This window comes from Frankia sp. Cppng1_Ct_nod (genome assembly GCF_920656135.1).
GTDB classification, from domain to species: domain Bacteria; phylum Actinomycetota; class Actinomycetes; order Frankiales; family Frankiaceae; genus Protofrankia; species Protofrankia meridionalis.
The window spans coordinates 1-22604 of the sequence record NZ_CAKKTK010000073.1; the positions used below are offsets into that span (position 1 = coordinate 1).

Annotated in this window: 16 protein-coding genes and 1 pseudogene; 11 read left to right on the top strand and 6 right to left on the bottom strand. The window is 67.4% G+C overall.

Going from position 1 to position 22604, the window contains the following annotated elements:
• Positions 1-86: 86 nt before the first annotated feature.
• Positions 87-944, top strand: a complete 858-nt coding sequence (locus tag NBW77_RS17715; protein ID WP_131746577.1) for a hypothetical protein — start codon at positions 87-89, stop codon at positions 942-944.
• 247 nt (positions 945-1191) lie between these two features.
• Here NBW77_RS17715 and NBW77_RS17720 read toward each other — a convergent pair whose 3' ends face one another.
• On the bottom strand, positions 1192-2604 hold the full coding sequence (locus NBW77_RS17720; protein ID WP_131746578.1) for an IS1380 family transposase: 1413 nt from the start codon (positions 2602-2604) through the stop codon (positions 1192-1194).
• Positions 2605-2785: 181 nt separating this feature from the next.
• Here NBW77_RS17720 and NBW77_RS17725 point away from each other — a divergent pair, with 181 nt between their 5' ends.
• Positions 2786-3409: a Clp protease N-terminal domain-containing protein gene (locus NBW77_RS17725; protein ID WP_165486039.1), complete on the top strand. Its 624-nt coding sequence runs from the start codon at positions 2786-2788 to the stop codon at positions 3407-3409.
• Positions 3406-3714 carry a hypothetical protein gene (locus tag NBW77_RS17730; protein WP_207386970.1) on the top strand — a complete coding sequence of 103 codons (309 nt, stop codon included), beginning with the start codon at positions 3406-3408 and terminating at the stop codon, positions 3712-3714. Before NBW77_RS17725 ends, NBW77_RS17730 begins: the two co-directional genes overlap by 4 nt.
• Positions 3715-3812: 98 nt before the next feature.
• On the opposite strand, the gene NBW77_RS17735 is transcribed toward NBW77_RS17730, so the two are convergent.
• Positions 3813-4217, bottom strand: coding sequence for a thioredoxin family protein (locus NBW77_RS17735; protein WP_207386971.1), 405 nt, complete (start codon positions 4215-4217; stop codon positions 3813-3815).
• Between NBW77_RS17735 and NBW77_RS22545 the strand changes: the two genes are divergently transcribed.
• The 8 genes and pseudogenes from NBW77_RS22545 (at position 4173) to NBW77_RS17770 (ending at position 12717) form a co-directional block, all read left to right on the top strand.
• Complete coding sequence (locus NBW77_RS22545; RefSeq protein ID WP_131746580.1) at positions 4173-4640, top strand: LysR family transcriptional regulator; 468 nt, start codon at positions 4173-4175, stop codon at positions 4638-4640. The two genes, NBW77_RS17735 and NBW77_RS22545, sit on opposite strands and share 45 nt — an antisense overlap.
• Before the next feature lie 825 nt (positions 4641-5465).
• The gene (locus tag NBW77_RS17745; protein WP_207386972.1) at positions 5466-5678 is read left to right on the top strand and encodes a hypothetical protein; all 213 of its coding nucleotides are present in this window, start codon (positions 5466-5468) and stop codon (positions 5676-5678) included.
• Between the two features lie 18 nt (positions 5679-5696).
• Entirely contained in the window at positions 5697-5975 is a 279-nt protein-coding gene (locus NBW77_RS22125) for an RNA-dependent RNA polymerase family protein (protein ID WP_207386973.1), read from the top strand.
• The gene (locus NBW77_RS17750; RefSeq protein WP_207386974.1) at positions 5969-6502 is read left to right on the top strand and encodes a reverse transcriptase domain-containing protein; all 534 of its coding nucleotides are present in this window, start codon (positions 5969-5971) and stop codon (positions 6500-6502) included. Before NBW77_RS22125 ends, NBW77_RS17750 begins: the two co-directional genes overlap by 7 nt.
• A gap of 110 nt (positions 6503-6612) precedes the next feature.
• Positions 6613-7515: a hypothetical protein gene (locus tag NBW77_RS17755; RefSeq protein ID WP_250280033.1), complete on the top strand. Its 903-nt coding sequence runs from the start codon at positions 6613-6615 to the stop codon at positions 7513-7515.
• Positions 7516-7527: 12 nt separating this feature from the next.
• A pseudogene (locus NBW77_RS17760) lies at positions 7528-8172 on the top strand (ISL3 family transposase); the annotation flags it as partial.
• A 101-nt stretch (positions 8173-8273) separates the two neighbouring features.
• On the top strand, positions 8274-8465 hold the full coding sequence (locus NBW77_RS17765; protein ID WP_207386975.1) for a hypothetical protein: 192 nt from the start codon (positions 8274-8276) through the stop codon (positions 8463-8465).
• Positions 8466-10248: 1783 nt separating this feature from the next.
• Positions 10249-12717 (top strand): helix-turn-helix transcriptional regulator, encoded by a 2469-nt coding sequence (locus NBW77_RS17770; protein WP_242605792.1) that lies wholly within the window; start codon positions 10249-10251, stop codon positions 12715-12717.
• Between the two features lie 130 nt (positions 12718-12847).
• Here the strand turns inward: NBW77_RS17770 and NBW77_RS17775 are convergent, their stop codons facing one another.
• The 4 genes from NBW77_RS17775 to NBW77_RS17790 form a co-directional block, all read right to left on the bottom strand.
• A complete protein-coding gene (locus NBW77_RS17775) occupies positions 12848-13210 on the bottom strand; it encodes a nuclear transport factor 2 family protein (RefSeq protein ID WP_131746584.1) in 363 nt (120 codons plus the stop codon).
• Between the two features lie 56 nt (positions 13211-13266).
• Positions 13267-14490 (bottom strand): cytochrome P450 family protein, encoded by a 1224-nt coding sequence (locus tag NBW77_RS17780; protein WP_131746585.1) that lies wholly within the window; start codon positions 14488-14490, stop codon positions 13267-13269.
• A gap of 9 nt (positions 14491-14499) precedes the next feature.
• A complete protein-coding gene (locus tag NBW77_RS17785; RefSeq protein WP_250280034.1) occupies positions 14500-18618 on the bottom strand; it encodes a type I polyketide synthase in 4119 nt (1372 codons plus the stop codon).
• Between the two features lie 82 nt (positions 18619-18700).
• Positions 18701-22579: an SDR family NAD(P)-dependent oxidoreductase gene (locus tag NBW77_RS17790; RefSeq protein ID WP_250280035.1), complete on the bottom strand. Its 3879-nt coding sequence runs from the start codon at positions 22577-22579 to the stop codon at positions 18701-18703.
• Positions 22580-22604 lie beyond the last annotated feature (25 nt).

The following is a 22604-nucleotide window of genomic DNA, read 5'->3' on the forward strand; positions in this document are numbered from 1 at the left end:
AGTAATTGCAGGCCCCACATAAGCTTGTTTCGCTCGCTAGCCGTAAACCGCTGGCATTGTGTGGTCCAGCGGACGAGAATGCTCACATGACAGACAGCACTTCAGCCGATTGGTCACCGGCCGACAACCCATATGCCATCGCCGTCTCAGAGGCGCAGTGGTGGCAGCGCGCTACGCAGTTGGCCGTCCAGCGCCTCGGAGACCCTGACGACCAACGCATCTCGTGGTTCAGCTCCCGTCAGATCGACGCGCGGCAGCTTGTCTTCGCCCTGCGTCAGCTCCTCAACGCAGAGCAGCTCGAACAAGTCGCACTCAAAGCCCTTGGCATCGACCCCATCGCGGGCAACGCGCTTGCCCAGGCCCGGCAGAAGTTCGAGGACGCGCTGCCTGGCATCAAACATATGCGCGACGCCCTTATGCACTTCGACGAATGGTCGCGAGGAGAAGGACATGGCCCGCAGAAGGATCGCGTCAAAGCCGGCGAGGCACTGCGCGATGTGGCGCGTGAGTACTGGGGCTTCGCCTATGACCCTAGTGCGGGCACCGTTTCCCTTGGTCCCTACACGATCCACGTCGATATCGCGGACCAGGCCGCTGCCGAGCTGTCCCATGCGATCTATATGGCGGCCCGTGAGGTTGACAAGAAGAACACTACCGAGCTGCGTGTAAGGACCGTTACTTCGCTCACCGATGCTGGAATCCTGTGCAACTCACCCGAAGACACACCGTTGAAGGTCTCTCCCGGCGGCGACGGGCGGATTTGGCTGTCGCTTGACGTCACGGCAGATTCCGACGAGGACGGACGTCGGGAGCTGGCCGAGCAGATCGTCAGCGCTCTCGCCACCGCAGGGCTGCGTCTCGTCTCGCTGGTGCAGACGGCGGGCTCGGGGCCAATCGAGCGATTCGCCCGAGGAGAGACCCTATATGCGGAGCCGAATACCTGAATCTGAGACCGGCTATTCGTAGTGCCGACGCTCTTTGCACCTAAATATAGATCACGGCGCATCAATCGTAAGTGCTAGCCTCGAAAATTCACGCCGTGATCGTTAACGGTTCGGATCTTGCGGCTGGACGCTGTTGATGTTTGTTTCGGGGTTCGGGCATGAGGACGGCCCGGGTGTCGCCCCGGTCGGCGCCGGCTCCACGGGCCGGGCGGGTCCCTCTCGTCTCGTCGGGTCGGCGGGGTGAATGTCAGGTGGGTGCGGGCAACGCGAAGATCCGCATGAAAGCAGTGCGCAGCGCATCCACCCACGGCCAGTTCTCCGGTAGTCGCAGCCGGCGTTGACGCTGGCCGCGGATAATCCGCCCGGCCGTGTGCAACAGCCGGTAGCGAACTGTTTTCGGTTCGGCTTTCGCCAGCTCTCCGTCCAAAGCGAGCAGCGCCAGCCACGCCAGCAGGTCACAGGCGAGCGCGACCGCGGCACACCAGGCGGAATTGACCGCGAACGATTTCGAGGGCATGCGCCGCAGCCCGGTGGCTTTCCCGCAGCGGATCCTCGACTCGACCCGCGCCTGGACCCGGTGGCAGGCCTCCACCAACTGGATATTCCGGTCGGGCAGGCTGGTCGCGGTCAGCTGGAACCGGAACCCCTCGTGCTGCTCGAACAGCGACAGCTGGGCGCCCGGGTGCGACCGTTCCCACCGGGCGATGATCCGCATATCCTTCGGCCAGTCCTTCAACTGGTCCCTCGCCCGGCCGGTGCGGTACAGGCCGGTCAGCTCGGCGACCTCACCGTTGTCCCGCGGCTCACCCTCGGCGTCGACCGCGGGAGCCCACACCCGTCCCGGGACCTTCCCGATCGCCTGCCGGCCCCGTTCGTCCAGGTCGAACCCGACCGCGTAGTACACCTGCCGGTCAGGATCTTCGTTCAGCTCCGCGATGTGATCGACCAGATCATGACTCGCCCCCGCCCCGTCCACGGTGACCAGGATCTTCTTCCGGTACCCGGCGGGCAGCTGCCCGATCGCCGCATCGAGAACCTCAATGTTATCCGCCGCCGTGTTCGCCCCCGCGTTCCCCGGCCGCAACTTTATCGCCAAAAGCCCGCCGGTATTGTCACACCAGGCCATCATCGGATGATGCCCGAACGTCTTCTTAAACGTCCGAGCCGCTTTCTCCTTATCCGAATGTGCCAGCACCAGCGACGCATCCAACCGGATCACGATCATATCGCCGAGGTCCCTGCCCGCCACCGTGCACGGCGGTATCCGCCCGTGCCGGGCCACGATCTGCTCCCACACCCCCACCCGCGCGGCGGCCCGCGCCGCCGTCACCGCCGTCAACCGCTCCGCATCCACTTCCTTCAACACCCGCCACGCCGTCGGGACCGACGCGACCGCCCCGAACAGTTCCCCCTGGTCTGCCAGTGTGGCAATGTCCTTGATCCGGGTGCTGCCGTCCGCGATCCCGACCGCGATATCCGTGAACACCCTGCCACGATCATGCAACGGGAACTGCCGGGTCCCGGCCAACGCCTTCGACAACGCCCCGGTCACCCCGACCCGGTCCGCCAGCAGCCGCACCGCCGCCGTCCCCACATGCGAGACGACGTCCCGACCGCCGACCTCAACCGCCAGCCCCCGCGACCACCCCGTAGCATCCACCTGGAAAGTGCCTCTCGACTCGGGCTCGGACACGGACTTCAGACACCCGCATCCTCCCAAGTCAGAGGCACTTTCCCATCACCGGGGCACCCCCCAGGACAAGATCACAACTGCCCGGGGTGAACAGCCGAGGCTAGAGATCACTGTCACTGCCGTACTAGAGATCAGGCGGTTAGCGGAGGTGGAACGGGATCGCCTCGGTCATCCCTATCTCGGCGACGAGCATCTGCTGCTCGGAGTGCTCGCACACGCCGCGAACCCGGCCGCGGCGATGCTGAACGAGCGGGGACTGGACCTGCCGACCGCGCGGGCGGAGATCGCGCGGATCGTGGCCGAATCCGGGCCACTCGCCCGGGACGACACCGCCCTGCTGCGGGAGTTCGGCGTGGACGTGGCCCGGATGCGCCGCCAGCTGGAGGCGACCTTCGGCACGTTGGCGGTGCACGACGCGGCCCGACGGGTACGCCTGCGGCCCTGGTGGCGCGGACGATCCCAGCACAACCCGCTGTGCGGACCGCTATATCTGATCAAGCGAGCGCAGCTCATAGCCTGCACCACCGCAGGCACACGCGGTGAAACCGAGATCCGCCCCGAGCACCTGCTTTATGGTGTCCTGCGCGTCGCGCGCGACCCGCTCGGCTCCGGGCTCGGCCGCCGTGGACGCCGCGACGCCAGCCGCGTGGGCCTGCGTGTCGGCGCGGCCCATCCAGTCCGGCTGCTGCTGACCGGGCAGGGAATCGACGTGGACCGGCGCAGCGAAGATCTACTCGGCGACCTGATCGGCCGAAGGGAAGGGCATCCGTGACGACAGCTGCGACCACGACCGAGTCAGACGCCGCCGAGCCGCTGACGTGCTGGTGCTGCGGTGGCACCTACCACGAGCCTGACCTGGTCCGGCTCGGGAACCATCCCGAGGTCGGGGTCTGCCTGTCGTGCGCGCACTTCCTGCATCAGCAGGCCCGGGGGCGGGAGGACGCGCTGCGCCCCTCGCCGGCCTCCCGGCTGCGTGATGGGCTGCGGGCTGGCCGGCGTCTGGTCATCCGGTGGCGGTGGCATCAACACCCGGTCATCGGCCGGCCGTTGCGCTGGTTGGGCCGGCGCCTGCCGTAGATCACCTCGTCATTTGTGCCTGTCCGGTCAGCGCGGCACCGTCGCATTGCGATGACTGCGCCGGCGGCGACGGTGACGCCGCCAGCAACGCGAACAGGTTAAGGTTCGTCGCGGTCGATAGCGGCCAGCGGATCAAGCGCGTGGCGAAGCTGGGCCAGCGACGGTGACCCGGCCAGGCGGCCAGCCGCGTCACGGTAAAGCCGACACGACAGGCTTGCCGAGCGGCCCGGCTCAGCAAACGGATCGACGCCGTCGACGAGCAGGGTCGGTGAGCCAGTCATGCCCACCTCCGCCGCCAGATCCGCACTGTCGACCACACGGAGGGTGACAACACCCTCGGCGGTTATCAGGCGACCGATCCGGTCCTGGAGCGTCGCGACGTTCGGGCAGTCCGGGACGTGCAGAATCGTCAACCTCATCAGCGGTGTCCCTCCCCAACTCCCCTCGATGTCGTCGGCATGCAGGGCATCCAGCTGGCTGCGCCAGTAGTACCTCGAACGCAAACGCTCCTACAGCGACATCGCCGCCGAGCTCGGCGTCCTGGACATGACCATCATCGAGCGAGCGCGACGCTACGGCATCCCGGCGTCACCAGCCGCCCGGAACTGCTGCACACCCTTGGCTCAGATATCCCTGCCGACGTCCGCCGCGCCGTCGAAGGCGGCCTCGCCGGCTGGCACCGGCTACACCGCTTCCAGATGGCGATGACCTTCCCTACCATCAACACCGCCGCCGATCATCTCGGCGCTGATCAGGCCGCGCTTGTCCGCCAGTTCCGCCGCCTCGAACGCGACATCGGAGCCCCGCTGTTCTACCGAGCTACCCACGCCCAGCCGATGCGTCCCACCCCACGCGGCCAAGCACTCCTGCGGGCACTCACCCGACCCGAAATCCGCGCTCACATGACGAACGCGAAGAAGAAATGACAGCGTCCACCCCCGACAGCCGTGCACAGCCCGGCGCCTGAAGGGAAACACGATGGAAGTCGAGAAGAACGGGGTCACAGCACGTTACCCGAGCCTCTGCCCGGTATGCTCGGCGCCGATAGCCGTCGGCGACAGAATATACCCCCGCCGACCCCACGGCTGGGTATGCAGCACATGCGCCCGTGTCCTGGAATCCCAGCCGCCGACCGCCGCGGAAGTCCTCACTAACCTCGCTCATTCGTGTGCCCAGCAGACAGCGGGAGGTGACGCCGTGTGAGCGGCTGATCTGGTTGTCGTCAGCTCGTCGTCGCTTGCCGGTGGGAGTCCGGTCCGGGTAGCTGCCAGGAGGCCCGGTAGCAGGATGGCGGCTCAGTCCGGTAACGGGTCGGGTCGAAGCCCAGCGTCGAAAGCCCTGCAAGGGGGAGCGACTGGACGGTCCGTAGCATGACGCGAAGCCTGCCGCCTCGTTATGGGCCCGTTTTGGCGGGAAACAGGGAGTGTCGAGCCGCGGAATTCACGGTGAAGGCCACGGAAGCGGTGTAGATCCTGGATGTGCAGCCGTGAAGGACTCCTCGGGGTATGGGGCGCGGAACGTTCAGATAGTGGCGGCGGGAACTGGGGAGACCCTGCCCGGCCTGGCGGCGCCGCGATGCGGTCGCCGGAAGCATGCGGTGTCCTATAACCGATGACCTCGGGAAGTGGGCGTCGTGTCGGGTGGGGAGTCGAAGGCGGCCATAGTACCGGTTGAGCCGAGTGGACAACAGAACCACCGGTGATGGGAAGGGCCGCTGCTTCGTCGGTGCGTTTCGATGTGAGGAAGAGCTGGTGAGTGCCCTCGTGGCTAGCTCCACCGAGCAAGACAAGGTTCAAGCCTTGCAGCGGACGCTGTACCGGGCGGCCAAGGCTGATCCCGGGCGACGGTTCCATGCGCTCTATGACAAGGTCTATCGCGGCGACGTGTTGGAGCGCGCGTTGGTTCGGGTGCGTCGCAACGGCGGCGCGCCTGGTATTGACCGGGCCACGATCGCTGACGTCTAGAGGTACGGGGTGACCCGGATGTTCGATGAGCTGAGCGCGGACCTGAAAGCGGGGCGGTGGCGCCCGATGCCGGCGCGCCGGGTATTCATACCGAAGCCCGGCTCGACCGAGCAAAGGGCGTTGTCGATCCCGACGGTCCGCGACCGGATTGTGCAGACAGCGGCAAAGATGATCCTTGAGCCGGTTTTCGAGGCTGATTTTCTGTCGTGTTCGTTCGGGTTCCGGCCTGGGCGGGGTGTGCATGATGCCTTGCAGGTGCTCATTGATGAGTGCTGCGGGGCCGGCGGTGGGTGGTAGAGACGGATATCGCTAACTGTTTTTCGGCGATTCCGCATGACCGGTTGATGGATGCGGTCGAGGAGCGGGTGAGTGACCGGCACGTCCTGATGCTGTTGCGGAGCATGTTGCGCGCGGGAGCGATGGAGGACGGGTCGGTCCGTCGTGAGGTGACTGGAACGCCCCAGAGTGGTGCAGTTTCGCCGCTTTTGGCTAACGTCTACCTGCATCGGTTGGACCGGGTGTGGAGAGACGGCGGCCATGAGGGGGTTTTGGTCCGTTATTGCGATGACCTGGTAGTGCTGTGTCGGTCCCGGCGGGACGCTGAACGGGCTCTGGTTGTGCTGACAGCGATCTTGGCCGATCTCGGTCTGGAGCCGAAGGCGGCCAAGACTCGTATCGTTCACCTGGCCGAAGGCGGTGACGGCCTGGATTTTCTTGGCTTTCACCACCGCTGGGTGCGGGCGACGTCTCCACTGTCGCGACACGTCCTTTTCCGGCTCTCCGCTGTTGGCTGGAAGCCGTCTCTGACCGACCACATTCCGTAACATTCATCGGTGACGGAACGTAGCTACTCTGGGTCCGGACGAAGAGGCGCACCCGCTCGCTGAAATGATCGCTCTTACCAAGGAAAAGATCATCAAGTGAACGGATGCGCGTGTTCCAGGGTATGGGTTGTGTGCTGGGCGGGTTGCTGCGGCTGCCGGCCGGTCTTGAGGTCGAGCTGGTCGAGCGGGAGGCGGACGGATCGTTCTGCGTGCACGCGCGGACGGCTCCGGGGGTCGTGGTCTGCTGCCCGCGGTGCGAGGCGCCGTCGGGGCGGGTGAAGGAGCCCGCCGGGCAGACGGTGGCGCATCTGGCGGTCGTCCCGGTGGCGGTGACCTGGCACAAGCACCGGTTCTGGTGCGACAACGATGCCTGTGACCAGGTTGTTTTCACCGAGGGTGGGCCGTTGGCCGCCCGCGGGGGGACGGTGTCGCTCTCAGCGAAGGACACCATGGGCCACCTGATCGGCGACTGGCTCGTGCCGGTAGACGTCGTCACGCGGGCGGCCGGGATCGGCTGGCACACCGCGCACGGCGGCTTCATCGCACTGGCCGCCTCGGAGGGGACCGTGGTCACCGTCCCCGCCGCCCAGGCCGGACCCGGCGAGGCCACGACCGACGACGACGCCGGCGACGACGACCGCAGCGGTGTCGAGGCTGGCGTCGGGGAGGTAGGCGAGTCGGCGGCTGGCCGGGAGGGTTCGTTCGCTGGAGGGCGGGGCACGACCCCCGAGCGCCGTTCGGTGACCGGGCCACTGCCACCCGTGCGGGTGCTCGGGATGGACGACCATCGCCGAGGCCGGCCCCGTTACCACCGCGACCCGGTCAGCGGCCGCTGGGTCGAGGACGCCGACCGCTGGCAGACCGGCTTCTACGACTCCCGCGGCGGCCACGGCCTGCTCGGCGCCGTCGAGGGCCGCACCGCGGTCGGGGCGGCCGCCTGGATCCTCGCCCAGCCCGCCCCCTGGCGCGCCGCCATCGAGGCGGTCACGATCGACATGTCCACCATCTACTAGTCCGCCGCCCGCCGCGCGCTCCCGCACACCATGATCGCGATCGATCCGTTCCACGTCGCGCAATTGGCGAACAAGGCAGTCGGTGACGTCCGCCGGCGGGTCACCCACGAGCTGCGCCACCGCCGGGGCCGCGCCACCGACCCCGAATACACGATCAAAGGCGCGCTGCTCCACGGCCCGTGCAGGCTCTCGAAGAAGCGCCGTGACCAGATCCTCACCACCCTCGCCGAGCTCGGCGGCGAGGCCGGCTTCGCGATCGGCTTCGCGATCGGCGCCGTCTGGCGCGCGAAGAACCTCCTGCTCGACCTGCTCGCGCTCTCCCCGACACGGACCGGCGTCGCGACCACCCGCACCGACATCGACAGTGCCCTGACCAGGTTCCTCGAGTACTGCGCTACCACCGGCGCGACCGTCCCCGAGATCGTCACCCTCGCCGAGACGATCTCGGAGTGGCGCAACGAGATCGCGGCCGCACTCCTGCACGGACTGTCCAACGCAGCCGCCGAGGACGTCAATCGATTGATCAAACTTGTCTACCGGTCCGCGTTCGGCCTCACCAACGTGGCCAACCAGCAGCGTCGCGCCCGCCGGGCAGCCTCCCGCTCCACCCGCAAGGACTGGCTACGCCCCGCCACCGACTACACGTTGACGGCGTGACCGGGTGATTACACATTCCAGCCAGCTGCGGAGAGCCGGATTCCGGGAAGGGGAACCGGTCCCAGATCGCGATGCTGATCGAGCGTAGCAGGAGGTTCGTCATGCTCCTGTGCATTCCCTACGACCGCAACGCCGAGAGGGTTGCCTATCCACCGGCCCGGAAGATAGAATCCTTGCCCGACTTCACGAAAAAGTCCGCCACCTGGGATCAGGGCAAGGAGATGGCCCGACAGGCCGAGTTCACCGCCCGCACCGGCATGCCAGTGTACTTCCGCGGCCCTCATCCACCTTGACAGCGTGGATCAAACGAGAATACCCACGAGCTGCTGCGACAGTAATTTCCCGAAGGGCACCGACCTGTCCTTGCATTCCCAGGAGGAGCTTGATAGCGTGACCGTACAGTTGAACGGGAGGCCACGGCAGACGTTGGGCCGGCGGAAGCCAGTCGAGGTTTTCAACGATTTGCTGACAGAACATGTGTCGCCTTGATTGTTTGATCCCGTCGTCCTTCAGGAACCTGGACCAGCGGAAGCGACCAGCTTGCGCTGTCCTCGACAATGATTCACAATGAGGATCTGGTGATTGTGACCAGGTGCGCGTGCGACGACACCAGGGGAGCCCACACCTAGATAATCTTGTTTTCCATAGAGATTCCCGTAGCACCGGGGAGAACGTCCGCCACGTTAGAGGCTGCCCGGCGTCGCGTAATGGAGACAGTTTCACCGGACCTCAGCTGGAGTCATACGGTGCATGACAACAGCGCGACATGTGCTGGCCGACGAGCAGAAAGAATACTGATGACGTTGATTACAAATCCGGTTGACGAGCGGCGTACTGCGGATCGGGCAGGAATGGTCCTCTCGTGGGATGAAGAAGTGCCAGCGCGCGATACAGCCGGGCTGTTGGCCGTCTCCCGGCCTACTGTGAGCCTTTGGCCCGCCGCTGCGCCAGCATGGCATCGAGGTATTGCAGCACATTCCTCGGCCCGGCTTGCCGCCAGTCCATGACGGCCGGAGACAGGGCTGAGCCACCAGTCAAATCGACAGCCGGCCAAGTACGTAAAGCGGACCGAGAGTATCGACGTCTCGCACAACTTCATTGCCGACCTGTCGCGCAAGAGCGATCTCCAGCCACACCAGCAGGGCACCCTCAAGCTGTCGACCAGTGCAGCAGGGAGGCCGAGCCTTCCCAGTGGACCGCCATCCTGCGGAGATCGTCATGCAGGTGAGGATGCTGCACCACGACTTCGGGAAACTACTCGCCAACAACTGGAGGTAGCGGCAGGGTTATTAAGGGTACTAGCGTAACTATGATCACGTGCCAGTCGGCGTGACAGATCCTCGCGATGTGGTCGGAGTGATCGGATGCCTCCGGGTGGATGCCTCGACGGCCCATCTTCCTGGCGCTGCAAGTAGTAGTTTCAGAGCCCCGCGGAGATCTTGTCTGATAATTCCCGAGGAGGATCTTTTTATGACCCTCGTAGACCGCGACGAGGCATTGCAGACGATGGAGAGAATGTTCGACGGCTGCACCCGTGGAAGGCCTAGTACTACAGCAACACCTGTCGGCGTATCGGCGGCAACACGCCGACGGCACGCTCGACGCGAACCAAAGATCGTTTACGTAAGCGCAGGTCACCGCGTCAGCACATTGATTGATCATCGTGACTGTTGCTGTAGTACTAGTTCTCTGCTCATTACCGGCGCCACCAGAGTCGGTAAGACGGCGCTACTCAATGCCTTCGTCGCGACCGCGGAGAAGTCCGGGTTCTTGGTCCTGTTGGTAACCTCTTCCTTCCTCGATCAGGATCTTCCATTGAACGTCCTGCGCCGGTTGCTCGGCAGCCCGGCAATGAGTGTGGACACGGCTACGAGCCTCAAGCTGTCATTCGATGCATCCGGACCGAGAAGGTCCGGGCGTACCCACGCGCCGGGTCCAACTTCCGAATCAGCAGTCAAAGATCTCCAGCTGGCGAGGGCGCGGTCCACTGGATCCGCCAGGCCGCCCGGCCGACCCAGTTCTCTGATTTCCGGTCCAAACGACCAGTCGCTTCCTTCCTGGCAGCTTCCGTCAGCTGTGGTCGACGAGCTGTGCGTAGAGCTGCTCGGGCTCGCGCGGCGGCGGCCAGTACTGATCGGGATTAACGATGTGCAGCATGCTGATTGGCCGTCGCTGCACTTCCTGGCCCATCTCGCCCGCCACCTCAGAGGAATCCGCGCACTTTTTGTCTGCACCGCTCAACCATTCGAGGATAGCATTTACCAAGGTTTCTGTGTTGAGTTTCTCCGTCAACCATATGCGGATCACCTGCGGCTGGGCCGTCTTACACTCGACGGTGTCGCCAGCCTCCTCAGGCGGCGATTCGACAAGCCAACAGCGCATCGGCTGGCAGCGGCGGTGCACGCAACAAGCGGCGGCAACCCCTTCCTGGCGACGGCATTGATCGAGGACTGCATTATCACGGCCTCGGCCAGTGCGAGGCAGCAGCCGGCAGCATCGCCATGCCCCGGCGAGGAGTTCAGGGAAGCTGTGCTGGCTATTGTCACCAAGATGCCCGACCCGATTCGGCAGGGTGCCCGGGCGCTCGCCGTTCTGGGTGACATCGGCTCGGCGAGGCTACTTGGCCGGTTGATCGACTTCGACATCAGATCCGCCAGTTACATCGTCGACACCTTGGAGGAGATCGGAGTCGTTGCAGACGGCCGCATCCGGCATTCGGCAATACAAAAGGCCCTGCTGCGGGATCCAGCCTTTGTTGACCTGGCGGACATGCAGCTACGAGCCGCCCGCGCATTGCAGGAGAACGGTACGCCTGCGCCGGTCGTGGGAAACTACATCCTCGCGGCGGGCCACGCCGAGGGATCATGGGCGGTAATGAAATTGCAGGAGGCAGCCGAAGACGCCTTGACCAATCACCGGCTGGAACTAGCTGGCAGGCTCTTCGAACTTGCTGATCGCTCAAACATGAGCGGGCCGCAAGGCGCCGCAGTCAAGGCACGGCTTGTGGACGTTGTCTGGCAACGCGATCCAGCTGAAGCCTGCCGACATTTTACCGAACTTCTCGCGCATGCGCGAGAAGGGCACCTAAGTACTCATGCCGCAGCCAGCCTCGTCCGCCGGCTCGTGTTGCATGGTCGCATGGCCGAGGCGGACGAAGTGCTCCGGCTGCTTTCAAATATTGTTCAAAGGGAGCCGGACTCGGTATCCGACCTTCCAGCGACGTTGCTATGGCTCTTCTTCTTCTGCCCGGCGCTGGTGCCCGCTAAGGCATTGCTCGCACCGGCCGGAGGTTTCGAGGCCCTGGCCGCTGGGGCACACAATCGCCCATGGGTGCAGGCGGCGGTTCAACTTCCGGCGTTACTCGCCCGACAAAGGCGGGAGGAGGTTCTCGCGGTCGTGGAGAAGATTATCGGAGGCTCGGTCGGCGACCGCATGGAGACCGAGGCTACAGAGCTTGTCATCGCCGCGCTGGACATGGCTGACGCCGCCAAGCGGACCGCTGCGCTACTCACGCGGCTCTCCGACGAGGGCGACCGGCCACTGAGCCCAATCTCGCGGGCATCGGGTGCCCTGATCAGGGCGAAATCTGCGCTCCGCCGCGGTGACTTGTTGGGCGCGCACGAGTTCGCTTCTGCCGCCCTCGCGCACATGCCGCAGACGGGCTGGGGTCTGGCGGTGGGGGAGCCACTGAGCATCCTTCTGCATACGCTGACAGAGATGGGCAGGCAGTCGGAGGCGGCCGAATTGCTGGTCCGGCCAGTGCCGGAGGCGATCTACGGGACCCGATTCGGCCTGCTCTATCTGCGGGCCCGCGGCCGCTACCACCTTTCGGGCGGTCGGTTCCACGCTGCGCTTAGTGACTTTCTCGCGTACGGGGAGACCCTGGATGGATGGATGAATGAATGGAATATGGACCTAACCTACTTGCCATGGCGAACTGACGCCGCCGAGGCCTACCTCGGGCTTGGTGAGCGGACCACGGCCAAGGACTTGGTCGAGAACCAGCTGGACCTGCTCGGCTCCGGAGCGTCCCGCCATCGGGCCATCTCACTCCGGATACTGTCGGCTGCCGTCGAGCCTAAGCACCGGCCAGAACTGCTGCGAGAGTCGGCTGGGCTACTGGAGGCCGACGGCGACCTGCTAGAGCTTGCCTACACTCTTGCCGAGCTCGGTCGAGTTTACCAAATACTCGGGGAACGAGGCCTTGCGAAACGGACGAGAGATCGTGCTTGGCGCTACGCCAGTCACTGTCATGCCGAGGCACTACGCCGACGGTTGTTGGGGAGGTCCGACAGTCATCACAGCTCCATCACTGCTGTTCCCTTTTCCTATGCCGCCAAATTAAGCGACGCGGAGCGGCGAGTAGTGGCACTGGCCGCGGAGCACTATACCAATCGCGAAATAGCCAATAAACTCTACATAACCGTCAGTACGGTGGAACAGCATCTCACCCGGGCGTACCGGAAGCTTAACATCCGGAACCGGCAGGCTCTTTCCAGCCTGATCGTGGACAGTTTCACTCCCCCGACGAACGCCAGCTACTGAGATTTACCGACGTTGAACTCGTGGTGTGACAGGCTATGGAGTCGAGCCCGGGTCCGGTCCCGACGGTGACGGAACGAGCACGCGGACGATCCGAAAATCTTCGGACCGGTCTCGTGCTCGTTCCGACTTTTCAGGCCTTTCGGAAGACGTCCTTTACGGCGATCTTGCCGTCCTTGAGGGTGAACAGGTCGATGCCGCGCTCGACTATCTCACCGGTGCCCTTGCGGACCGACCATTCGACGATGGCCTGCTCGCCGCCCGCCAGGAACACCGGCTCCTCGAAGACGCCGTCCATGCCCTGGGAGCGGATCTGCTTGGCGATGTCGTTGAGCCGTACGAGGTGGTCGCGGATCTGCGCCTTGGCGTAGGTGGTGCCAGGCTCGTCGCCCTGAGCGTCGATCCACACCGCGTCCGGGCCGAAGCAGTCCCAGGCGCCGTCGATGTCCTCCTTGGCTCCGAGTTCGAAGAAGTCGTGTATCGCCGTCTTCCCCATATGTCCCTGCTCCTGTCTTGTCGGCGTGTTTCTCTTGGTGCGTTCTGTCGAGCTGGTCAGCTGAAGCGGACGGGGAGGTGTTCGAGCGCTCTGAACTGAAGGCTGTTGCGCCAGCGGAGATCCTCCACGGGAATCGCCAGTTCCCAGGTCGGGAATCGGCTCAGAAGGGCACCCATGGCGATCTCGCCTTCAAGCCGTGCCAGCGGGGCGCCGACGCAGTGGTGAATGCCGTGGCCGAAGGAGAGGTGGGCGTTGTCGGGCCGGTCAAGGTCGGCGTGGTCCGGCGTCTGAAAACGGTTGGCGTCGCGGTTCGCGGCGGCCAACGAGATGAACACGACCTCGCCGGGTGGGATCGAGACGTCACCGAGGTTGACCGTCTCCAGGGTGTAGCGGACGGTCGCAAGGTTGAGCGGGCTTTCGTAGCGCAGGAACTCCTCCAAGGCGGCCGGAATGACGGTCGGGTCCGCGCGCAGCCGCTGTTGGAGGTCTGGAGCGGCGAGAAGCGCGCGTACCGTGTTGCCGATCATGCTGGCGGTCGTCTCGTAGCCAGCGTTCATCACCAGGAAGATCGTGGACAGCAGCTCGATCTCGTCGAGGGCGGGATCGCCCTCGGACGGTGTGACGAGGGCACTGACCAGGTCCTCCCCCGGCTCCGCTCGCTTCTCCTCGATGAGCTGCCGCAGGTAGGCGATGGACGCCAGATGCGCCTGCTGCTTGGCCCGCATGTCGGCGTCGATGCTGGTAAGCAACGCGTTCCAGGCTCGGAAGTCCTGTTGCCGCTCCGGGGCGACGCCAAGCAGGTGGCTGATGACCGACAGGGGCAGGGGCATCGCCAGCGCGTCGACGACGTCGGTCGGTTCTCCGGGAGCGATCTCGTCGAGGAGGCTGTTTGTGACTTCCGCGATCCACGGGCGCAGCTGCTGCGCCCGGCGCATCGTGAACGCCCGGCCAATGATGCGCCGCAGCCGGGTATGGTCCGGCGGGTCGCTGAACAGCATACTCTTGAAGTTCGCGAGCTCGACGTCGGTGTCGGCGTGCACCTTGCTGCGCATAATGATGCGCGGCAGGCCGTCGGCGTTCTTCGACAACCGACGGTCGGCCAGCAGGCTGCGGGCCTCGTCGTAACGGGTGACCACCCAGGCGCGCAGCTCGGTCGTCAGCGTCTTCACGACGACCTTCTGCGCGGGCGCGTTCGTTCGCATGTCTCGATAGATCGGGTACGGATTCTGGGTGAACTCCCGGCTCAGCAAGTCGGGGGTGATGGGCATTCCGGTGTGCATGGCAGCTCCTCACTCAAGCCGGTCAAGCGGCTCAGCCGCCCGGTCAGCCACCTTGTGCGGCTGGTCGTCCAGCCAGCGCCGGACGTGATCGGCCGTCGACGCGGCGGAACGCTCGATAAGGGTCAGATGGTCCGCCGGCACCTCGACGGCGCTGTGGGCCAACGGCCAGTCCGCCCGCCATCGCAGGTCCGACGAGCCGCCGGACACCGACTCCGTCGACGGGTCGCTGACATCTGCGGTCGCGGTGACGCACAGCGTTGGGACATCCGTCGGAGCGGGTCGCCAACCCTCGAAGAGCAGCAGGTAGCGGACCATCGCGGTGAGCTCGGCATCGTCGGCCCGAACCTCGGCCGTCTGGCCCCGCTGGTACATCTGGCCGAAGATCACGGACTGGATGTGGGCGAGGCTGGCACTTCCCGGCAGGTGACAGTCCAGTAGCACCAGCCCGGCTGGCCGGTAGCCGGTCTCGACCAGACGTTCCGCGACCGCGTGCGCGATCCACCCCCCGGAGGAGTAGCCGACCAGGACGAACGGCATGCCGGCGGCAGCACGCAGAACCGCGTCGGCGCGTTCGGTGATGATGTCGGCACGGGTGGCCGGCAGCGGGCTCGACAAGGTGAAGCCGGGATACGGCAGGACAAACAGCGGCTGGATCCCCCGAAACGGCATCGCGAACCGCGCGTACTGGTAGGCGTTCGACGGCGCGACAACCGACGGCAGGCAGATCAGCGCAGGTGGCGCGCCGTCACGGCAGAAAACGACGGGATCGATGGGTGCGGTGTCGCCGACGGCGGGTCGCAGGTTCGCGGCGTCGGCCAGCAACGCGAAGCCCTCGTCGAGCCGCCCGTCCGAACAGGCGCTCGCGAACCGGGGCAGAAGGTCGAACGTGCGCGGTGGTCGTACCGCCTGGCTGTGACGAGACGGGGTTGCCGGTGGCGGGGCCACCCCGTCTCGCGTCCGGGTCACCTCGGCGGGCAGCGTGGGAGCGTCGCGCTCGACCGCCGACGCGAGCTCGGTGAGCAGCGCGGTGGCCGCCGCTCGCGGGGTCACGTGGTCCAGGATGAGCGTTGCGGGCACCGCGATTCCCGTGGCCTTGCCGAGGCGGTGGGCGAACTCGACCGCGGTCAGCGAATCGAATCCCAGCTCGGCGAACGGACGGTCGGGATCGGTGTCATCGGCGGCGGCGTAGCCGAGGACGGCCGCCGTCGCCGCGCGCACGTCGGCGAGCACGATCTCGTCCCACTCCGACCGCGCGGCCTCGATCAGGCGAGTGCGGACCGCACCAGGCGGCCCATCGTGCTCGGAGCCTGCGGGCCGGGCGCCGTTCGCTTCGCCACCGGGACCAGTCGGCGAGCCATCCGTGATCCAGTACCGACGGCGCTCAAACGGATACGTCGGGAGATCGACGGTCTGGGCGCCGCGCGCGTCGAAGAACGGCCGCCAGTCGACGGGCACACCGCGGGCGTGCAGGGCCGCCAGTGCGAGAAGAGCGGACCGCGTCGGTGGGCGCCCTGGGCGTATCAGCGGCACCGAATCGACGTTCGCCGAAGGAAGGCACTCGCGGGTCATCGGTGCGAGCACTGCGCCTGGACCGATCTCGACGAACGCGCCGATGCCGTGATCGCGCAAGGTGGTGACGGCGTCGTGGAAGCGGACCGGCTGGCGGACGTGACGCGCCCAGTAGTCGGGATCGCCGCTCTGCTGGGGGGTGATCATCCGCCCAGTCAGCGTGGACACGAGCGGGACGGTGGGCGAAGCGAAGGAGACGGTCCGCAGGACGCGGCGGAACTGGTCCAGTATCGGTTCCATCAGCGCCGAGTGGAAGGCGTGACTGACGGCGAGCTGCCTCGTCCGGGCACCACGGCCCGCGAACTCGGCGGCAATGGCCGTGACCAGCGCCACGGGCCCCGACAGCACCACCGAGGTCGGCCCGTTCACTGCGGCGATGCTGACCCGACCGTCCCCTGGCAGCGCCGCGCGGGCCTGGTTCTCGTCGACCGAGACAGCGACCATCGCACCGCCGGCGGGAAGCGCGCCCATGAGCCGGCCACGCGTGGCGACCACCCGGGCCGCGTCGTCGAGTGACCAGACGCCGGCCACGCACGCGGCGGCGTACTCGCCGAGCGAGTGGCCGGCGACGGCGTCCGGGCGGACACCGAACCACTCCAGGAGCCGCGCCATGGCGATCTCGAGGGCGAACAGCGCCGGCTGCGCATACGTCGTCTCCGCCCACGCGTCGGCGTCGGCGTCGGCCAGGAGCATGGCGCGCAGGTCGGTGTCGACCAGGCCGTCGAAGGCCACGCACACCTCGTCCAGCGCCGAGGCGAACGCCGGGAAGGTAGCGGCAAGATCGCGGGCCACCCCCAGACCCGCGAGTCCCTGGCCGCTGAACAAGGCCGCGAGGCCACCGGACATCGTCGTCGCCGTCACGACGCCGTCGAGGGGGCCGTCGAGGGGGCCGTCCACCACGGCGCTCAGACCGGCGCGCAGGTCGTCGCGGGCGGCACCGAGGACGACGGCCCGATGCTTCAGCCGGGATCGGTTGAGCAGCGACCGGCCGATGTCGACGACGTCGGCGTCACCTGCGTCCAGAAGATCGCGCAGGCGGGAAGCCTGAACCCGTAGCGCCGAGGCGGATCGGGCCGAGATCGCCCAGGGCACGGGCGCCTCGTGCACGGCACCGGCCGTGGGGGGTCGCGGCGTGGGCGGTTCGCCGGAGCGCGGGGCCTCCTCGAGGATGACGTGGGCGTTGGTGCCGCTGACGCCGAACGACGACACCGCGGCTCGGCGTGGCCGTGTTCCCGGCTCCCAGGGCTGGGCTTTCGTCGCGATGTCCACGGCGCCGGACGACCAGTCGACGGCCGGAGTGGGCACGTCGGCGTGCAGCGTGGGCGGAACAAGGTTGTTGTGCAGGGCAAGGACCATCTTCATGACGCCGCCCACGCCGGCCGCCGCCTGCGCATGTCCGATGTTCGACTTCAACGACCCCAGCAGCACCCGGCCGCGTTCCCGCCGACCGTAGGTCGCCAGCACCGCCTGGGCCTCGATCGGATCGCCCAGCCGAGTGCCCGTCCCGTGGCCCTCCACCACGTCCACGTCGTCGACCGAAAGGCCCGCGACCGCCAGCGCCTCCCGGATCACCCGCTGCTGGGCCAGGCCGTTGGGCGCCGCCAACCCGTTCGACGCGCCGTCGGAGCTCACCGCCGAGCCGCGCACGAGGGCGAGTACCCGGCGCCCGGCGTGGCACGCGTCCGCCAGCCGTTGGAGCACGACGACGCCCACGCCCTCGGCGAATCCCGTCCCGTCGGCGTCCTCGGAGAACGAACGGCACCGGCCGTCGGGTGACAGCCCGCGTTGCCGGCTGAACACCTGGAGCATGCCGGGTGTGGCCATTACGGTGGCGCCACCCGCGAGCGCGAGCGTGCATTCGCCGGCGCGCAACGCCTGCGCGGCCAGGTGGAGTGCGACCAACGACGAGGAGCAAGCGGTGTCGACCGTCGCCGCCGGCCCGGCGAGGTCGAGGGCATAGGAGATCCGGCCGGACATGACACTGCCGACCGTCGAGGTCAGGAAGTACCCTTCAAGACCATCGGGGTTACGGACGAGGAGATCCCCGTAGGCCTGGGTGCTGCCGCCGATAAACACGCCGGTGCGGCTGCCCTGTAAGCTGGTCGGATCGATGTCGGCCCGTTCCAGTGCCTCCCACGAGGTTTCGAGCAGAAGCCGCTGCTGCGGATCCATCGCCAGCGCCTCGCGGGGCGGAATGCCGAAGAACCCGGCGTCGAAGTCGCCGGCCCCGGACAGGAATCCCCCTCCCCGGGAGTAACAGTGCCCCCACCGGTCGGGGTCCGGATCATAAAGGTCGTCGAGGTCCCAACCCCGGTCGGCGGGCAGCTCGGACACGGCGTCCCGGCCGTCGACCAGCAGCTGCCACAGGTCCTCCGGCGTGGCGACCCCGCCAGGGAAGCGGCACGCCATACCGACGATCGCGATCGGGTCGACCCGTTCGCGCTCCCGTTCCCGCTCCCGAACGCTAGCGGCTTCGAGCTCACGGATGCGTCGGCGCGCCCGCACCAGATCGGCGGTCACCTGGTTGAGGTAGCCCCGCAGCTTCGCTTCGTTCGACATCGCCCGCCCTGTCGTCCGAGGGATTTCGGTCTCCGCTGTGCTCGTCGCTTGCGGCAACGGCCGCGCCCGGCACCAGGGCGTGTTAGGACTGGTCGAGTTCCGTGTCGATAAAGGAGAAGATTTCGTCGTCCGACGCGGCGGTGAGGAGGTCCCCGATCCCGTCGTCGACGTCCAGCACGGTGGTGGCGGCCGCGGCGCCGCCGTCCGAACCAGCGGGACCGTCGTTGACGGCGTCGGCGAGGACGCGCAACCGAGTCAGCAGTCGTGACCTGTCTGCCGGTTCCGCCGACGCGGCGGCCACGAAGGTCGCCTCCAGTCGGTCGAGTTCGGCGAGCGCGTCCTCGAACGGGTCGGCGTGCTCCGCCCGGGGCTCGCCCTCCACGTCGTCGGCCGCCTCGCCAACGAGGTCACCTACCAGGTAGGCGGCCAGCGCTCGTGGCGTGGGATGGTCGAACACCGCCGTCACCGGCAGACGCGACCCGGTGGCGGTTCGCAGACGGCTGCGCAGCTCCACCGTGGTCAGGGAGTCGAAACCGCTGTCGCGGAATGCCCGGTCCGGTTCGACGGCCTCGGCGGACGCGTGCCCGAGAACGACCGCGACCTCCCGGCGCACCAGGTCGAGCACGACGCCGGTCCGGGCCAGGGCCGGCAGGTCCGCAAGCCGCTGGGCGAACGCCGTTTCGTCAGCCGATCGGCCGGCGGCCTCCCGCGTGAGCAGAGCCTCGACCTCGGGCAGGTCGGCCAGCAGCGCGGCGTGGCGGGCAACCGTGAAGGCGGGGAAGAACAGCTCCCAGTCCATGTCCGCCACGACCAGGGTGTTCTCGTCGTCCGCGAGCGCGGCTTCCATCGCGGCGAGGGCCAGGTCCGGGTCCATCGGGAGCACGCCACCGCGGCGCAGACGCTGGCCACGCTCGGCGTCGACCATGCCGCCTCCCCATGATCCCCAGGCGATCGCGGTCGCCGGGCGGCCGACCTGGGCGCGGTGTGCCGCGAGTCCGTCCAGGTAGGCGTTGGCGGCGGAATAGGCGGCCTGCCCGCCGCCGCCCCAGATCCCGGCGATCGAGGAGAACAGGACGAAGGTGCTGATCGGGTGATCGTCGAGCAAGTCGTGGAGGTTTTGCGCACCGGTGACCTTCGCGCCGAGAACGGCCGTCAGCTCGTGCTCGGTGAGTTCGCGCAGCGGCGCCTCGTCGGCGACACCGGCGGTGTGGAAGACGGCGGTGATCGGGTCACCGGCCTCGGCTAGGTCGCAGGCGAGCCGCGCGACCGCGTCGCGGTCGGCGACGTCGGCAGCGACGACGGTGACCCGCGCTCCCCTGCCGCGCAACTGCGCCGTCAGTTCTCCGGCCGAGGGCGCGTCCGCGCCGCGCCGGCTGACCAGCACCACGTGGTCAGCGCCCCGGTCGACGACCCAGTGGGCGACCCGCGTGCCCAGAGCGCCGGTTCCGCCCGTGATGAGAACCGTCCCCGCCGCCGACCAGACGCGAGTCTGGCGGCTGCCCCGCGGCCACCGGACGAGGCGCCGGGTGAACACCCCGGACTCGCGGATCGCGACCTGGTCCTGTCCGTGCGGGGCGGTTACGACGGCCCCGATCCGCTCGATCACCCGGTCCGTCATCTGAGCGGAGGGCCGCGCGGGGATGTCGACGAGCCCACCCCAGCGCTCCGAGCACTCGAGCGCGGCCACGCGGCCAAGGCCCCACACGAGCGCCGACGCCGGATCAACCGCCGGATCGGTCGGGCCGGTCGAAACCGCCTCGCTGGTCAGGCACCACAGCGGCGCGTCGATCCCGGCGTCGCCCAGGGCCTGCACCAGCGTCAACGTGTCCGTAAGCCGGGCCGGAACCGGTGCCGCCGCTTCGCCGTCCGCCAGCGCGAGCAGAGAGATCAATCCGGTGGCGGGCTCGGGTGCCGCCGCCGCGCTCAGCAGTTCCGCCATGGGGCCGCGGTCGCGATCGGCGGCAGCGACGGCGACGTGACTGACAGTCACGCCTCGGGCTGCGAACAAGCCGCTGATCATGTCCGCCCACTGCCTCTGCCCAGGCGAGTCCGCCGCCCGGACGACGAGCCAGTGGCCGGCGAAGGCGCCCAACGGCGGGTCGTCGACGCGACGCCATGTCGCCTGGTAACGCCAGCGGTCCAGCGTTGTCGCATCACGGCGGCGCTCGCGCCACGCGGACAGGGCCGGCAGCAGGTCGGCCAGCCGGTCCCGCTCGATGACCGGGTCGGCGCCCGGTCCGGCCAGGACGCCTGCGAGGGCTTCGGCGTCGCCGTCGGTGACCGCCCGCCAGAACTCCGCTTCGGCCGGGTCGCTGCTGTCGGCGGTCGTGTCCTTCTCGCGCGAATCGGCCCAGTACCGTTGCCGGTCGAAGGCGTAGGTGGGCAGGTCGACGAACCGGCCGCCGGACCCAGCATGGACCGCAGGCCAGTCCACTGGCACACCCTGGATGAACACCTCGGCCAGGCTGGTGAGGAACCGATCCATTCCCCCGTCGTCCCGGCGAAGGGACCCGACGGTGACCACTTCCACACCGGATGCCTCCGCGGTCTCCCCGACCGGGGCTGTCAGCACCGGATGCGGGCTGGCTTCCACGAACACCCGAAACCCGTCCGCTACCAGCCCTCGAACAGTCTCTTCCAAACGGACGGTTTCACGCAGATTGCGATACCAATAGCCGGCGTCCATCAACCGACCGTCCAGCCGCTCCCCCGTCACCGTGGAGTACACAGGTAGCCGACCCGGCGCCGCCGCCACCGACCCCAACTCCTCAGCCAACCGCTGCTCCATCACCTCCACCGCCGACGAATGCGACGCGTAATCCACCGGAATCCGCCGAACCTGCGCTCCCCCCTCGGCAAACTCCGCGCACACCCGATCCAACACCGAGCTGTCACCCGAAATCACCGTCGACGACGGCCCGTTCACCGCCGCCACCGACACCCCCATCCCCCGCGACCGCTCCACAACCACCCCGACCGGCAGCCCGATCGACGCCATACCACCTGACCCTGCCAACTCCCGCAACGCCGCCGACCGGCACACCACCACCCGCACCGCATCCGGCAGCGACAACACCCCCGCCACACACGCCGCCGCGATCTCCCCCTGGGAATGCCCCACCACCGCCGCCGGCGCCACCCCACACGCCTCCCACACCGCCGCCAGCGACACCATCACCGCGAACAGCACCGGCTGCACCACGTCCACCCGCTCCACATCCGCGCAGCCATCCACCCCCCGCACCACATCCAGCAACGACCAGCCGGTCAGCCCATCCATCACCTCGGCGCACTCCGCCAACCGCCCCGCAAACACCGGCGACGACTCCAGCAACCCCGCGGCCATTCCCCGCCACTGCCCGCCCTGACCCGGAAACACAAACACCACGCCCGGACCAGCCGGCACCCCACCACCATCCCCGCCCGTAACCACATTCACCGCCGGATTCCCCTCGACCATGGCAGCCAACCCCGACCGCAATCCCGCCAGATCGTCACCCAGCACAACCGCCCGATGATCAAACATCGACCGCGAAGTCGCCAGCGACCACGCCACATCCGCCGCCGACACCCCGACATTCCCGTCCAACCAACCCGACAACCGCCCCGCCTGCCCCCGCAGCACCCGCTCCGACCGACCCGACACCACCCACGGCACCGTGACTCCGGGACCATTCCAGTCCCACACCGGCCGCCCGTCACAAGCCCCACCCCGCCCGGCGGCCGACAGCCCCTCTTCCGGAGTCTCCTCGGGCGCCTCCTCCAGAATCACGTGGGCGTTGGTGCCGCTGATACCGAACGACGACACCGCGGCCCGACGCGGCCGACCATTCCGTGGCCAGGGTTGGTGGACAGTCGCCAGTTCGACGGCGCCCGACGACCAGTCGACCTCCGGAGTGGGGATATCCACATGTAGCGTGGCCGGAACTATATTTTTCCGCAGAGCCAGCACCATCTTCATCACACCAGCCACACCCGCGGCGCCC

What these genes read in the sequence shown, in the direction of transcription:
- NBW77_RS17715 (WP_131746577.1), top strand. Translation starts at nt 87, where the DNA reads ATGACAGACAGCACTTCAGCCGATTGGTCACCGGCCGACAACCCATAT.
- NBW77_RS22545 (WP_131746580.1), top strand. Translation starts at nt 4,173, where the DNA reads ATGCAGGGCATCCAGCTGGCTGCGCCAGTAGTACCTCGAACGCAAACG.
- NBW77_RS22125 (WP_207386973.1), top strand. Translation starts at nt 5,697, where the DNA reads ATGTTCGATGAGCTGAGCGCGGACCTGAAAGCGGGGCGGTGGCGCCCG.
- NBW77_RS17765 (WP_207386975.1), top strand. Translation starts at nt 8,274, where the DNA reads ATGCTCCTGTGCATTCCCTACGACCGCAACGCCGAGAGGGTTGCCTAT.
- NBW77_RS17775 (WP_131746584.1), bottom strand. Translation starts at nt 13,210, where the DNA reads ATGGGGAAGACGGCGATACACGACTTCTTCGAACTCGGAGCCAAGGAG.
- NBW77_RS17780 (WP_131746585.1), bottom strand. Translation starts at nt 14,490, where the DNA reads ATGCACACCGGAATGCCCATCACCCCCGACTTGCTGAGCCGGGAGTTC.
- NBW77_RS17785 (WP_250280034.1), bottom strand. Translation starts at nt 18,618, where the DNA reads ATGTCGAACGAAGCGAAGCTGCGGGGCTACCTCAACCAGGTGACCGCC.
- NBW77_RS17790 (WP_250280035.1), bottom strand. Translation starts at nt 22,579, where the DNA reads ATGAAGATGGTGCTGGCTCTGCGGAAAAATATAGTTCCGGCCACGCTA.